Consider the following 13,392-nt stretch of genomic DNA (forward strand, 5'->3'; position numbering starts at 1 on the left):
CGTTGAGTGAGGGATCTCCGTCTGCTTTGAAAGACGTTTTCCCGAGCAATGAACAGTGCTGAGATCAAGTTTGGTTGATTATCATTGCCTGATAACGTCTATTATCAGGCTTGCGTTTTTATGTGTTTTTCCGCAAAATCGCCGTCAGGCACCCCTAAAATCACCTAAAGATGGCCCAGCACACCGAGGTTTCGCTCCCCGACGTCCGCTATACCCGGGCCGATTTCGCCGCCCTGCGCGCCTATCTGCAGCGACTCCCGCTCGGCCGCATCGCCACGCTCTACTACACCGAGGACGATCTCGAGCGCCTTGCCTGCGATTCTGAGAGCGCGCTCCGAGACCGCCTAGAGACGATGCGCGACCGCCTGGTCATCGAGGCGAGCCAAACCAACCCGTATCTCGCCGACATGCTGCAAAACGCCCGGCGCAGCGGCCTGTGGTCGCCAAAGCTGGTGGATTTTCTGGTCAGGGCTGGCGAAGCCGATCGACAAGGGCCCAAACGCGCTGATCTCGTCTCCGCCTGGCTGCGGCCGCGGGTGGCGGCAGTGTTGCGGGAAGAGTCGGTCCGCACCCTGGGCGACCTGATAGCACTCATCGAGGTCCGGGGGGATGGCTGGTGGAAACCGGTGCGCTGTATCGGCGCCGGCAAGGCACAACGCCTGGAAACCTGGATGTCCCGTCATGCCGCGACCTTGGGGGAGATACGACGCATCGAGTTGCCGCCGGTGATTCGTGGCGAGACCATAGAGATCGGTCCGCAGGCACCGTTTCTCGTGCCGCTCGAGCGAATCCGGCTCCCGGAGGCGCTCAGCGGTCGGCAGGGACGCAACCGCGCCAACAATTACTGTCAGATCTCTGCACGCAACGATCTCGATGCCATCGACGCCTATCTCTATCGTTTCCGCGCCAACGAAAAGACGCAGCGGGCCTATCGCAAGGAGCTGGAACGCTTTTTACTGTGGTGCATCATTGAGCGTGATACGTCGATGTCCTCTGTTTTCCAGGAGGACTGCGAAGCCTATAAAGATTTTCTGGCCGTCCCGGGCGAAGCCTGGATCGGACCACGGGCCTTGCGCCACAGCCACGACTGGAAACCCTTTGCCGGCATTCCCTCGGCCTCTTCGCAACGCTATGGTGTGCAGGCGATCCGAAGTTTTTTTGAGTGGCTCGTCAATGTCCGTTATCTCGCTGGAAATCCGTGGCTGACGGTCGCCGATCCCGCCGTTGCAAAGCCTCTGACGCCGATCCAGATTGATAAAGCCTTGCCCAAATCCCTTTGGGAAAAGCTAAGTCGCAGTGGTGGTTTGCTCGACCAAATGGCCGCCATTTCCCCCGAAGATCTCGCCCAACGCTATCGTCTGCGCGGAGCCTCCCGGAAAATCAACCTGGCTGCCCAGTTCCGGCTCGTCAAAGCCGCGCTGTTGTTGCTCGGCGACGGCGGGCTGCGCCGTGAAGAGGTGGCATTTGCCGTGCGCCATCACCTCAAACCGATTCCGGATTCATCGCTGTGGGAACTTGACGTCCTCGGAAAAAGAAACAAGTGGCGGACCGTTTTTTTACCGAACCGGGTGATTGATGCGCTTCGCGCCCACTGGGTCGACCGTGACCTCGATTTTAGTTTTGCGATGGTCGATACCCCCCTGTTATCCCCATTAGTATCCCCTCCTACCCCGGATGCACAGACCAAGCACCTCTCAGAAAGTGGTCAATTGCGCGATTCCGGCTTCAGCCAGGACGGTCTCTACCGCGTCATCACCACGGCGCTGAAGCGAATTGCTGACGAAGAGGTTCTCGATCTCGAGGCCGACGAGCGAGAGTTGCTTCGGAACACCCATCCGCACATGCTTCGTCACACGTTCGGAACGCAAGCGGCAGCCAGTCAGGTTCCGCTCGACGTCCTGCAACGCGTGATGGGGCACGCTAGCCTTCAAACCACGACGATCTACGTACAGGCGGAAAAGCGGCGCAGCATCGAGGAGATGGGCAAGTTCTTTGGTTGATCGGCAGCGGCTATCCACAAAACCTGTGGAAAATCCTTTGCACAAAGAGGCCGAAATACCCGCTGCTTCTGGTGTTGCCTGCCTTGCTGAAAGAACAGGCATTGGATTGTGCAATCCAAATTTAAACGGGGGATTACCCGGTAATCCCCCCCTTGTGTTCGCTGTTAGCAAATCCCAGAATCGATCAGCCACACACCTAAAGCCTGCCTGACCATTGGGCTCTTTTTCGACTTCGCGGCGTGCGCTCGGATAAAAGGGGTTTGCGAGACAAAGGAGGAAAAGACTCTCTGCCTTTCGTCTTCGGCGTGGTCGTCGAACCACTTAAGAGCCGCATCGATCTTCTCCCTTTTCTCGTTTGAAGCAGGAGAATCGATCTGCAAAGCCTGCTTCGTCTCAATGTCCGTTTGAGGGCGTGTTCCGGCCTGCTTCGCGTCCGCATAGCGCCTCTTCACCGCAGTCCGGAAAAATGCAGCGATGCTCGTGATGGGTGAAAGGCTTGAGTCACGGGCTCGAGCACTGACGAGATCGAGCGTTTTCACCAAAAACTGTTCATCGTGTTTGGCGAACAAATCCTCGGCTTCTTTTGGATAAATGCCAATATCAACGATTCTTTTGATCAGAGCCGTGTCGATCACGGGCGGAGGAGGTAGCTCGAGAGATCCTTGCGCGCGGAGAAACACCTTGAATTGGAGGTCTGTGACTCGGCGCCCATTCTTGTGTTCGACCATCTCAACTTGGATGTCGGTCGTTTCGATCTCGGCCAGCGCCGGCTTCAGCGTATCGCGCTTGAAATATTTGTACTCTGGTTTCTCTGTTGCTATTGGCGTTCCGGTCAGCACCTCGTGCCACCATTCCCAAGGCTCTCTCCTCGTCAGATGACTAGGGTTGGTCGCATAGCGTTTACAGTTTTCGTAGAGAGCTGCGCCAGCGTTTGTTTTCAGAGAAGTTAGATAGTAAAGAGAGAGTCTCGTAAAAAATTCTGGCGAGCGAAGAATTTCCTCAGTTGCGGGGTGCAATCCCCATCCAACCATCGTTGGTCGCTTTCGTTCGCCAGGGATGATTTTGACGCTTGCGACCAGAACGTCAGACGAAAACCCTTTCGTGCTATCGGTGATGATCTTGATGTCCTGGAGCTTAAGGAGGGTGTCCTTGAGTAAAGCAGCGTCGTCTGAATTGAATGCGGCGTCCTTTGCCAGCTCAGATAGCGGGAGCCAATAGAGGGACTTGAACACTTCGGCACCTTCGGGCGCCAAATCACCCGGCGCTCCCAATCGCTGCGTGTGATAAAGCAAGACGTTGAAGACTTTTCGCCCCAAGAGAGACAGGGATCCTCCGCGCGCAACACGTGGAGCAATGATCTCGTTCGCTTTCTTGAACTCTTTTTTTTGGGGGACGGGAAGGTTTTCTTTACCCATAGGTGAGCTTTTTCGGCGTCATTGGGGGGTGTACAATTTGGACACCCCTAGAAGCGGAACCCTTGTTTTTCAAGTTCGGCCTGCAATGCTTTCTCAAGCGCTACGAAATCGATTCCTTTTGCGGTGATCTTTATGTTGTCGATGCCGCGATTTAGTTTTCCGATCGTCTTTCCGGCTTTGTCGAGGACTCGCGTTTCCTGTCTTGTATGCGGAGAAACGGCCGGTCGAATGAGCCAGGCCATGAGCTCCTGTTGCGTCCTGAATTTTCCGCTCGCCAAACGCTCGCAACCTTCGACGACTTTTTCTGCTGGGTAGACACAGATTGCCTGCGCAGCCGAAGCACCGAGCAGTTGTTTGTTTGCTTCCAACATCTCAAGAACTCTTGATGGAAGTTTTCCAAAGCAGTTATAGCGGATGACGTCTTGTCGCGTGCGACCAATGAGGCTCGACGCCTCCGAATTCGATTTCACGAAGCCAAGTTCGAAAAGCGATTTGAGTTGTTTAAAAATTTCGTAATCCGAAAGATCTTCTCTTGCAAGATTGTCAGCAGCCAAAGCCCGTGCAGCGTCTTGATCCGAAAACTGGCGAACGATCGCGGGGATGTCAGTGTGCCCCAGTCTCTTGCAGGCCTCGTAACGAGTGTGTCCGGCAATCAATTCATAACAACCCTCCGGAACGGGGCGAACAATAACGGGGGAAATCAAACCGTCAGTGTCGACAATCGAAGACATCAAGTCCTCGATCGCTTGTTCGGTAACTTCTCGCACTTGAAAGGGCGATGGCCGGATCGCGGCGATCGGAATGCGCAACGCGTCGTTAATCATTTGCCCCATCACCGTGCTCGAACGGACCTCTTCTTCGATCACGCGAGGGTTGCGCCGATTTCTCAATCCCGCTGCAAGATCCTTTTCGCTAATTTTGCTCATTTACTATCCTTCGGCTTGCTCTCCAGCCCTGTAATTGACATCATTTCTCGGGCAATGCCAACGACGGCGCGTGATACGTTCGAGTCTCTTTCGAGTTGGAGAACAGTCTTGTTTACGATCTGCCCTTTATCCACGTCGGTCGTGAGTGGCATCGTGTTTTCAAGAACGCGTTCGTAGTACTCACTGGCTGCCTCTTGCACTAATCGGCAAACCTTCTTTCTCGAATCGTGGCGAGTGAGAACGGCTCCGCCAAATTTCAATCTCGGGTTTGCGATTTTCGCTTGGTGAATGAACGCCACTAAATCATCAGCACCGATCAGGGAAAGCTTTGAACCAGACGACAGCGGCGTGAAAACAAAGTCGGATGCGGCGAGCGCGTTTGCCGTGAGGAAACTCAGGGCTGGCGGTGTGTCCAGGATAATTACGTCATAGACTTTTGTGACCGGCGCAAGCTTCTGCGACAAAAGAGATGTGCTGGCAAACGGGGTGGCGTGTAGCTGCCGTTCCAAGTTCGCGAGCTTCAGCGAGCAACCGATGAGATGCACACCATCTACAGTGGTCTGTTCGATAACGGCCTGTGCAACAGAGGTCGAACCGTCTAGAACTTTCTCGAGAGGAACTCCCGGTGTTTCTTCTGCACTGTAGAGCAGCGCTGTGACATTGGCCTGGGGGTCAAGGTCGACAACAAGAACGTCAAGACCTTCCCTGGCGAGGGCATCCGCGACGTTCACCGCAAGGGTTGTCTTAGCAACGCCGCCTTTGTGGTTTGCGATAGATATGATCATAATTCCCACCGGTTGTTTTCAACGATTCGCAGGTGATTATCTGCTGAAGTTGATAAATGATAGCGGTTGGGCTGAAATAGTCAATGAAAATTGTCTCTATGTATATAGCAACTCGTTGTAACTTAATACATAACGCGTCTTGCTATTTAAGGTGAGCTTTTACGGCGTCCTGTAGAATTTTTCGCGTTTATCAACACATGTAAAATTTTAATAACACACATTGAGTGTTCTTTTGATAAACACAAAGTTAAAATCGTTAACAGGGGCCGAAACCGTTACGTAGCGGTGCTTACAGCGGAGTAAGGTGAGCCTTTACGGCGTGAAAAGTGAGCTTTTACGGCGTCGTCAGGGCTTTTAGGTGAGCCTTTACGGCATCGTAAGGTGAGCCTTTACGGCGTCTTGATACCCAAAGGTGAGCTTTTACGGCGTTCCGCCGATTTCGCCGTTCAGCAAGATCTCTCCACCTCGGCCTTCAACAAATCCCTGTGCCGCTCGAACATTTCGCGCGCCTCGTCTTTAAGGTCGGTCGGAACTTCGGGCATCGGAGCTGCACGACCGCCGCCATGACGAATGGCCACTGCATACCGCTTCAGATCCTTTGATTGCTGGGCGCGACCGAAAATCTCCTTCTGAAGGTCCTTGATGCGCTGCCGACCAGGATCGATTTTCAATTCGGTAATGATGTCAGTGGTGATGACTTCGACCAGGGCAGCCTGCCACGTCTTCAGAATCCCGCCGTAGGCGCCGGCCAATGCGCTCGCGTCCGGAGCGTGAAGATTCTGCGCAAGGCGCTTTTGCTCATAGAGATCCACGGCGCGCATGAGAAAGGAAGGAGGGAACGTCGTTTCGGCAAGCTGCTGCTTGATCCAGGACGCGGCGAACGGAAACCGTTTGGCGAGATTCGGTGGGCAGGGGGGCATGGACGACTTCCTTTTGTTGGAAACAGGCGGCGAAGCCGTTGGAGTTATATTTTACGCTACCCTTACGCACCCGTGCGTAAGGGTTATTAATGCGTGTTGGCGAATTGGGGCAAAACTACGGCGTGTGCACGCTAATGAGTAACGCAGGGATTCGACGATCAGGGCGAAATGGATAACCGAGACGATTGGTAATGTAGGTTGTGCTCGTGTTCAACGGGCAGCCCTTCGAAAATACCGCCCTCAATTTCCGCAACTCTGGCGTAAAAAAATCGAAGATGATTGCGACAGCAGCGGCCCTGTGCAAAAAAGGGGGCTGCTCTCTAGGGTTGTTTCGTCGACTTCTGAAATCATTGGGCGCAATCGGAAATCGTGGAAGGAAAGGCCGGGATCACGGATCCACGCAGGAGTTTTGCATCCAAACCACATATTATTTAATGAAAATTTAGCCTAAAAATTGATTTCTGCCTGTTTATATACCATTATTATGTGACATACACTAACTTTTCATGTGTTAACCATATTTTTATGTTATTTGAACTCTCGACCCCTGACGAAATCTCGCTCGAGCTTGCGCGACGTCTGCGAGAGCATCGGCTCGCCCAAAACCTGACTCACAAGGAACTAGCGGATCGCGCTGGCCTGTCGAAAGGCATGGTGGCGGCCTTCGAGAAAACAGGGAAGGCTTCGTTCGGCAACTTCATAAAGTTAGTCGTAACTTTGGGCTTGGTTACACAGCTAAACGAGTTGCTCATATTCAAAGCGACCTCGATTAAGCAAATGGAAATGGCGAGTCACAAGAGGCAGCGAGCACGGAGGTTTCGATGAAAAAATTGAGCGTAATTTATGCCGGGTGGAACGAGCATTTCTTGCTGGGGACACTTGCAGACGACGGATCGCAACTCCTCTTTGAGTATTCGAGCGAAGCCCTCGTCCGAGGGCTTGAGCTATCGCCTATCCACGTAAAACTCCGGTCGCAAGCTTACGCGGGGTTCCCAGACTTCCTTCTTCGATTACCCGGATTCATCGCAGATGCCTTGCCTGACGGCTGGGGATTATTGCTGCAGGATCGAGCTTTTAGAGCGAGAGGGTTAAACCCAGCCGATTTGTCGCCTCTCGATCGCCTCGCTTTTGTGGGCAAGCACGCCATGGGTGCTCTTGAATTCGAGCCAGACGGATCAGACGCCCTGGAAACTCGCGACGTCGAATTGCTAGCGTTAGCCAATGCGGTGCAGGATGTCTTAGCCGACAAAGACACGGTGTTGCTTGGCCAACTCGCCTTGATGGGAGGTTCTCCGCACGGCGCCAGGCCAAAAGTGCTGGTGTTCTACGATCGGGATACAGGTCGGATGTCGAATCTGGACGAGATGGCGGGCGAATCGTGGCTCGTGAAATTCCCAGCCCAGTCCGAGCACAAGGAAGTGTGCGCCATCGAACATTTGTACGCTTTCATGGCCAAGCAGTGCGGAATCGACGTTCCTGAAACCGCATATTTCGACATCGGCAAAAAGCTTTCGGCATTTGGCATTGCGCGATTCGACCGAAAGCAGGGAGTGCGGATCCCGGTCCAAACGCTTGCGAGCCTTCTGCACGTCAATTTTAGGGTTCCGGGAACGCTAAGCTACCGCGAATTGCTGCGTGCAACCCGCGCGATTACCCATGACGAGCGTGACATTAAACAAGTTTTTTTGCGCTGCGTATTTAACGTCGTGTTCAATAACCGCGACGATCATCCCAAGAATTTTTCGTTCTTACTCAACCAACAAGGGCGCTGGGAGCTCGCCCCGGCGTATGACGTAACCTTCTGCGAAGGCCCAGGAGGAGAGCATCAGATGGATATTTGCGGGGAAGGGCGGAAACCCGCCCGGCGACATCTTCTTCAACTGGCGGCCGAAAACGGGGTTCCGAGAAAGGATGCGGTTTCCAGTATTGACGCTGTTTTAGCGATGGCAAGAGCGGCGCCGGATCTCTTGAAAAACGGGCGCATCCGCAGAGACACGGTTGGGAAATTGAAGGGGATTATTGGGGAGAATGCGGCACGGTTGGTGTGATCGCAAAAAAACGCCCGAAGGCGGTATTTAGGAGCGGTCAATATATTTCAAGCGCTTCCGGCGGCCGGCAATTCCGGCATCGATTCGCCAACCCCACCGACCTCCAACCAACCTCGGCAACACGGGGCCGGCAAATCCTCCCAAAACCACCAGTGCCACAACGCCCACTTAGGGGCCGGCGAGACTTTCGGCTTGTGGGACGGGAAAGAGTCAGACTCGGGCGGGGGGTACCGGTTATATGCTGACGCAGCGATTGACGACGGACAATAAGCACTGCGCATCTTCTATGAGCTCGAACTTTCGACCAGAGCTTTAATCAGTCAAACTCATGGAGACTGACGTTCACAACTGCGCTGAATACTCGCTTGCTACCTATTTTGGTTGAGGAATGGCAGTGGCCTGGAAAGTTATCACCTGAGGCCCGTTTGGCATGGCTGTCAGCCTCGCATAATTTAGCGGCTTCCGATAATCAGAGCGTTCTGATCAAGAGATTAGTGTTAGCTGAACCGCAGGCAATTACAGAATAATTGACTTTCATCAGTGATACCTCTAGTCTGGGCCTGTGTCACCATGACAGCCTTTTAACGGCCAACAGAGGGTAATATCCCGCTGGTGGCCGTATGTTTTATTAGCTGCGAACTGGTCGTTTTCTAGCTCCGAGAGAGCCAGAAGTCGCTGACATCATCGAAGTGGATACGGAAGTTAATTTCTGCGTGTTATTGGTTTTTTCTGAACAATGGCGAAAGTCGGTGCTATGCTGTTCATGCAGCACTTAGACATACCCCCTTAAGCCGCCCTACTGGGCGGCTTTTTTATTCCTTGTCGAGGAGTATCTTAGTCTTTAGGCTTGCCTGGGCGAAGCATCGAACTCAACTATTGTTTTTCACCCGCTCAGATGCCATATTGATTCACTGCCTTTTGCATCCGAACGACTACGGAATTTAAATACTTGACGGTTGCGTCGGTCTGGTTGATGACTGACACATTCTGTTCGGTCATATGAGAAACCCGTTCAACGTTCTGAGCAAGCTCGAGCATGGCGCTCTGTTGCTCGTTCGATGCATGTGTGATCTCCTCAACCATCTGGGTCGTCTTATCCATTTCGGTATTAATCTCTCGCAGTGATTCTTCCGCGCCATTCACGAGAGTGACCCCCTCCGCAACCTGTTGGGCGCCAGCTCTCATGCCATCTACAGCCCGGCTCGTTTCATCCCGAATGGTTCGGATCATGCCACCAATCTCTTCAGTTGCTTTGGCGGTTCGTTCAGCAAGTTTCCTGACCTCATCGGCTACCACCGCGAAGCCCCGACCCGTTTCTCCTGCTCTGGCGGCCTCAATGGCCGCATTGAGCGCAAGCAGATTGGTTTGATCGGCAATTTCCTTAATCACTTCTGTAACACGGCTGATTTCTTCGGATCTCTGCCCAAGCGACTCGACTTGTTCCGCAGAAATACGTACGTTGTCTGCGAGTGCTTGAATTGTTTGACTCGCGCTTTTAGTTACGGCTGCACCCTTATGTGATATTTGACCTGTTTCAAGCGCTGTATCTCGTGTCATTTTTGCATGCGTTGCGACTTCACCAATCGAGACAGTAACCTCTTCAATTGCGGCGGCGGCGGAAGCGGTTGCTTCACTTTGTTTAACGGCAGAGTCATGCGAAACAGCCATACCAGAATTGACATCGTTGGTGGCGTATTGAACCTGCTTCGAGATATCTGCCAACCCCTGCACCGTCGCTTGTACCGACGACACAAACATATCTGCTTCTCGTGCAATCTGTCCGACGACATCACGGCGATCCAAAGTGAAGCGCTTGCGCATATTTCCGCTCGAAAGCAAATCGCCTAGCCACTGCTTTGTTTTATCCAAGCCAGTTGTCGTTTGGGGGACGTATCCAACGAGATAGAACAACGCATAGCAAATCACGAATATCGCCATCGAGGCCGCAACAGTATCGGGAAGTGCTGGGATACCTAAATGGCCAGTGAGCGCATTCACTGCAGCTAACAAGGCCATGATCCCAATCGCGATCATTTGCGCTCGAAGTGAGAGTACTTGATTAACCCATTCGGGCCGCTTTCGGAATACGCGCCCGTGTTCAACATAAAGAGAGGTACTGCCGTCTCTGATCTGTTTGTAGGCAGCGTCGGCCGAAGTAATCTCTTCCCGTGAAGGTCGAGACCGAACCGACTGGAATCCGACGACAGTGCCGTTTTCCCGAACAGGTGAAACATTCGCCACCACCCAATAGAAGCCACCATCTTTTCTTCGGTTTTTTACGACGCCTCGCCACGGCCGACCGGCCTTGAGGTCTTTCCACATATCCGCAAATGCTGCTGGGGGCATGTCCGGGTGCCGTACCATGTTGTGTGACTGCCCAATCATTTCTTCCCGAGCGTAGTTGCTAACGTTGGCGAATGCCTCGTTTGCTTCAACGATGACGCCCTTCAAGTCGGTTGCCGAATAGATAAACTCATTCTCAGGAAGCAGTGTCTCGACATTGGTTACGGGCATGTTGATTTTCATTACGCCTCCAGGTGCGGGTTTGTTGCGAAATCAGGGTTCGGGATTATGTGAGTGCGCTTTTTTAAATACTCAAGGTTCTGGTTTGTCTGCGACAAACGGACGGAGCTTTAAGTCATACTTGACTACGTGATTCAGAATCCATTGCCGTGCCATCAACGTTACGGTGGCATTGTCGATCGACTTGCCTTGCATCAGGTCCAGGTTGAGGGAAGAAAACTCTTCCATGATGCGAACATGCGCTCGGATGTGGTCGTCAATGTCGGCCGCAGGCATGTCAGAGGCGAGAAATAGGGATTCTTCATGATCAATATGACGGGCGAGATCCAGACCAATTCTGCTGAAGATCTCGGAAAAAGCTTCGGAGTCTGCGGACTGAGATTTGGCAATCTCGAGCAATTTTTCCAACGCCCTAAACAGCTCGGCGTGCTCGGCATCAATGAGCTTATTTCCCGTCAGTAGTGTGGACAGTGTGTAAGCACAACCAGTATCTAACGCCAATTTAATGCCCCGCATATGCCGTAACCATGGTTGAGACTAGCACTGACAGATTCCTCATGTCATGTTAACCAGACAACGAAGAACGAGCATAAGAAGAATATGTTGCCTGAATGGAAGTTAATTGTCGGCGCGCGTCCAAAATTACCCAGCGATGCACGTTGAACGACTACCCAGGGCAGGCTAGTGCCTCACGTGAATAGCAAGTGTTCCGTAGGTCACCGACTTTGCCACGGTTACGCCTCAGCGGTGGCTTATCCGGACTCCTTGTAATTGATACGTATGGCTACAGCGGGCGAGTCATGCCGCCTCCGTTGTTCGGCCCCGAGTTGCCGTCGTGCATCCGGGAATATTCTAATAGATGTTAGAATATTGCCATGAAAACCCGATTACTCAAAGACGCGCTCTACGAGCAGGTTGCCCGAATCGGCAAAGCGGTCTCCAGTCCGAAACGACTGGAGATGCTTGAACTGCTTGCGCAAGGCGAAAAAACCGTTGAAGCGCTGACGGAAGAACTGTCAATTGACGTCAAGCTGACCAGCGCGCATCTGCGAACGCTGAAGGAAGCCCGTCTAGTGGTGCCACGGCGTGATGGCCGATACATCTATTACCGACTCGCCGGCAAAGATGTAGCCAATCTGTGGGTTAATCTCAGGGAAGTGGCCGAAGAGCACCTCGTCGAATTGAAACTGGCACTGCGACAGATCTCGGAGAGTCCATCGCAACTGGTAGCGGTCAGTCGGGCGGCGCTTCTGGAACAAGTGATAAGCGGCGACGTGGTCGTCATCGATGTTCGGCCGCAGTCGGAGTACGACGAGGCACACTTGCCGTTTGCCCGCTCAATGCCCTTGGTCGAACTCGAGAAGCGCCTTTCCGAACTCCCGACGGACAAGGAGATCGTCGCCTATTGCAGAGGACCGTTCTGCCTGCTGTCCGATGAAGCAGTTGCTTTGCTGAGCGCTCGCGGTTACAGGATACGCAAGATTTCAGACGGTGTCAGCGAATGGCAAGCCGCCGGGTTGCCCGTCGAACACAACTCGTGCGAGACATGACAACATGAAGGGGCGTGAAAGTGGCATGCCGGAGGAGGCCTACTGGGAAAGTTTCTTCGATGCGGACAGGGCGGTTGAAACATTGCTAGGGGACTCTGTCCTTCAAGGCGATCTCGTTGAATTTGGCTGCGGCTACGGCACGTTCACGCTCCCCGCAGCCCGACGTATCACTGGCAAGGTTACTGCACTAGACATTGAGCCTGACATGCTCGCATCGCTGCGCTGCAAGGCTGAAGCAGGCGGATTGCCCAACATTCACCCGGTTCTTCGCGATTTTGTGGCGCACGGTACCGGCATTGCTGATGGTTCCCAGGCACACGCCATGATCTACAACCTGCTGCATTTGGAGAATCCCCACGCATTGTTGGCCGAAGCGCATCGAATCCTGCGACCCGCTGGCGTTCTTTCCGTCATCCATTGGCGAAGCGACATTCCTACCCCGCGTGGGCCGTCATTGGCTATCCGCCCCAGTTTGGATCAATGCCGACGCTGGATGGTGCAGGCAAGATTCGAGTCCATTGAGTTGATTGATTTGCAGCACTGCTGTCCGTTTCATTTTGGCTTGATTGGGCGACGCTGATTCAGGCGAACACAAAGGGAGACTTGCCATGAAAATTCTGCTCATCTTCAACCACGAACCCTACAACGGGACCGATGTCACCTGGAACGGCCTGCGTCTCGCCGGAAAACTGGCGGAAGGGGGTCACGAGATCCGTCTCTTCCTGATGAATGATGCAGTCGATATGGCGCGCGATTCGTGCCGTCCGCCGGCCGGTTATGACCAGGACTTATCGCGGATGTTGAAAGACCTGATTGTCGGCGGTGTAACGGTCAAGGTTTGTGGCACCTGCATGGCGCGTTGTGGCATCTACAAGAATCAACCGTACTTCGAGGGCGCCGAAAAGTCGACGATGCAGGCTCTCGCCGACTGGGTCGTCGAGAGCGACAAGGTCATCACCTTCTGAGCAATAGCTTCGATTTTCACTAGGGCCCCGGCGCAGCACGACGCGTGGTACGACACGCCGCGTGGGCGATGGATTGGCAAGACCGAATATTGCCTGATCGAACGACAACTGACCTTAGAGTCGGGCGCTCATATGGTTGATGTGGACTGCGGTAGGTCACAAGATGAAATAGACTTTCAGTGTGACCTTTTCTCGGAATGTGTGTGCCCACAACCGTCCTTGGATCCGAAGTAGCGACAGACTCACACAGAACTCCGAAA

Annotated in this window: 12 protein-coding genes; 6 read left to right on the top strand and 6 right to left on the bottom strand. The window is 53.4% G+C overall.

Going from position 1 to position 13,392, the window contains the following annotated elements:
• Nucleotides 1-170 precede the first annotated feature (170 nt).
• Entirely contained in the window at nt 171-2,000 is a 1,830-nt protein-coding gene (locus BLR25_RS11010) for a phage integrase family protein (RefSeq protein WP_091937528.1), read from the top strand.
• A gap of 164 nt (nt 2,001-2,164) precedes the next feature.
• Here the strand turns inward: BLR25_RS11010 and BLR25_RS11015 are convergent, their stop codons facing one another.
• The 4 genes from BLR25_RS11015 to BLR25_RS11030 all read right to left on the bottom strand — a co-directional run bounded on the left by BLR25_RS11015 (nt 2,165) and on the right by BLR25_RS11030 (nt 6,046).
• Nucleotides 2,165-3,415 carry a replication initiation protein gene (locus BLR25_RS11015; protein ID WP_091937530.1) on the bottom strand — a complete coding sequence of 417 codons (1,251 nt, stop codon included), beginning with the start codon at nt 3,413-3,415 and terminating at the stop codon, nt 2,165-2,167.
• A gap of 47 nt (nt 3,416-3,462) precedes the next feature.
• Nucleotides 3,463-4,341 (bottom strand): ParB/RepB/Spo0J family partition protein, encoded by an 879-nt coding sequence (locus BLR25_RS11020; RefSeq protein WP_091937532.1) that lies wholly within the window; start codon nt 4,339-4,341, stop codon nt 3,463-3,465.
• Entirely contained in the window at nt 4,338-5,126 is a 789-nt protein-coding gene (locus BLR25_RS11025; RefSeq protein ID WP_091937534.1) for a ParA family protein, read from the bottom strand. Before BLR25_RS11025 ends, BLR25_RS11020 begins: the two co-directional genes overlap by 4 nt.
• Before the next feature lie 446 nt (nt 5,127-5,572).
• Nucleotides 5,573-6,046, bottom strand: a complete 474-nt coding sequence (locus tag BLR25_RS11030; protein WP_091937536.1) for a hypothetical protein — start codon at nt 6,044-6,046, stop codon at nt 5,573-5,575.
• A gap of 525 nt (nt 6,047-6,571) precedes the next feature.
• On the opposite strand from BLR25_RS11030, the gene BLR25_RS21950 reads away from it, so the two are divergent.
• Together BLR25_RS21950 and BLR25_RS11040 are read left to right on the top strand one after the other, a co-directional pair.
• Entirely contained in the window at nt 6,572-6,871 is a 300-nt protein-coding gene (locus BLR25_RS21950) for a helix-turn-helix domain-containing protein (protein ID WP_091937538.1), read from the top strand.
• Nucleotides 6,868-8,094, top strand: coding sequence for a type II toxin-antitoxin system HipA family toxin (locus BLR25_RS11040; RefSeq protein ID WP_091937540.1), 1,227 nt, complete (start codon nt 6,868-6,870; stop codon nt 8,092-8,094). The genes BLR25_RS21950 and BLR25_RS11040 overlap by 4 nt, the downstream gene beginning before the upstream one ends.
• An 891-nt stretch (nt 8,095-8,985) precedes the next feature.
• On the opposite strand, the gene BLR25_RS11045 is transcribed toward BLR25_RS11040, so the two are convergent.
• Nucleotides 8,986-10,620: a methyl-accepting chemotaxis protein gene (locus BLR25_RS11045; protein ID WP_091937542.1), complete on the bottom strand. Its 1,635-nt coding sequence runs from the start codon at nt 10,618-10,620 to the stop codon at nt 8,986-8,988.
• Nucleotides 10,621-10,689: 69 nt separating this feature from the next.
• Nucleotides 10,690-11,133, bottom strand: a complete 444-nt coding sequence (locus BLR25_RS11050) for a bacteriohemerythrin (RefSeq protein ID WP_091937544.1) — start codon at nt 11,131-11,133, stop codon at nt 10,690-10,692.
• A gap of 359 nt (nt 11,134-11,492) precedes the next feature.
• On the opposite strand from BLR25_RS11050, the gene BLR25_RS11055 reads away from it, so the two are divergent.
• From BLR25_RS11055 to BLR25_RS11065, 3 genes are read left to right on the top strand one after another with little or no spacing between them, the layout of a single operon-like run.
• On the top strand, nt 11,493-12,167 hold the full coding sequence (locus BLR25_RS11055; RefSeq protein ID WP_091937546.1) for an ArsR/SmtB family transcription factor: 675 nt from the start codon (nt 11,493-11,495) through the stop codon (nt 12,165-12,167).
• A gap of 4 nt (nt 12,168-12,171) precedes the next feature.
• Entirely contained in the window at nt 12,172-12,747 is a 576-nt protein-coding gene (locus tag BLR25_RS11060) for a class I SAM-dependent methyltransferase (protein WP_091937548.1), read from the top strand.
• Nucleotides 12,748-12,775: 28 nt separating this feature from the next.
• On the top strand, nt 12,776-13,132 hold the full coding sequence (locus BLR25_RS11065; protein ID WP_091937550.1) for a DsrE/DsrF/TusD sulfur relay family protein: 357 nt from the start codon (nt 12,776-12,778) through the stop codon (nt 13,130-13,132).
• The last annotated feature ends 260 nt before the right edge of the window (nt 13,133-13,392 follow it).

Origin of the sequence: Propionivibrio dicarboxylicus, assembly GCF_900099695.1 — a bacterium.
GTDB lineage: Bacteria > Pseudomonadota > Gammaproteobacteria > Burkholderiales > Rhodocyclaceae > Propionivibrio > Propionivibrio dicarboxylicus.

Excerpts from the sequence above, each read along its gene's own strand:
- BLR25_RS11010 (WP_091937528.1), top strand. The coding sequence starts at position 171 with ATGGCCCAGCACACCGAGGTTTCGCTCCCCGACGTCCGCTATACCCGG.
- BLR25_RS11015 (WP_091937530.1), bottom strand. The coding sequence starts at position 3,415 with ATGGGTAAAGAAAACCTTCCCGTCCCCCAAAAAAAAGAGTTCAAGAAA.
- BLR25_RS11020 (WP_091937532.1), bottom strand. The coding sequence starts at position 4,341 with ATGAGCAAAATTAGCGAAAAGGATCTTGCAGCGGGATTGAGAAATCGG.
- BLR25_RS11025 (WP_091937534.1), bottom strand. The coding sequence starts at position 5,126 with ATGATCATATCTATCGCAAACCACAAAGGCGGCGTTGCTAAGACAACC.
- BLR25_RS11030 (WP_091937536.1), bottom strand. The coding sequence starts at position 6,046 with ATGCCCCCCTGCCCACCGAATCTCGCCAAACGGTTTCCGTTCGCCGCG.
- BLR25_RS21950 (WP_091937538.1), top strand. The coding sequence starts at position 6,572 with ATGTTATTTGAACTCTCGACCCCTGACGAAATCTCGCTCGAGCTTGCG.
- BLR25_RS11040 (WP_091937540.1), top strand. The coding sequence starts at position 6,868 with ATGAAAAAATTGAGCGTAATTTATGCCGGGTGGAACGAGCATTTCTTG.
- BLR25_RS11045 (WP_091937542.1), bottom strand. The coding sequence starts at position 10,620 with ATGAAAATCAACATGCCCGTAACCAATGTCGAGACACTGCTTCCTGAG.
- BLR25_RS11050 (WP_091937544.1), bottom strand. The coding sequence starts at position 11,133 with ATGCGGGGCATTAAATTGGCGTTAGATACTGGTTGTGCTTACACACTG.
- BLR25_RS11055 (WP_091937546.1), top strand. The coding sequence starts at position 11,493 with ATGAAAACCCGATTACTCAAAGACGCGCTCTACGAGCAGGTTGCCCGA.
- BLR25_RS11060 (WP_091937548.1), top strand. The coding sequence starts at position 12,172 with ATGAAGGGGCGTGAAAGTGGCATGCCGGAGGAGGCCTACTGGGAAAGT.
- BLR25_RS11065 (WP_091937550.1), top strand. The coding sequence starts at position 12,776 with ATGAAAATTCTGCTCATCTTCAACCACGAACCCTACAACGGGACCGAT.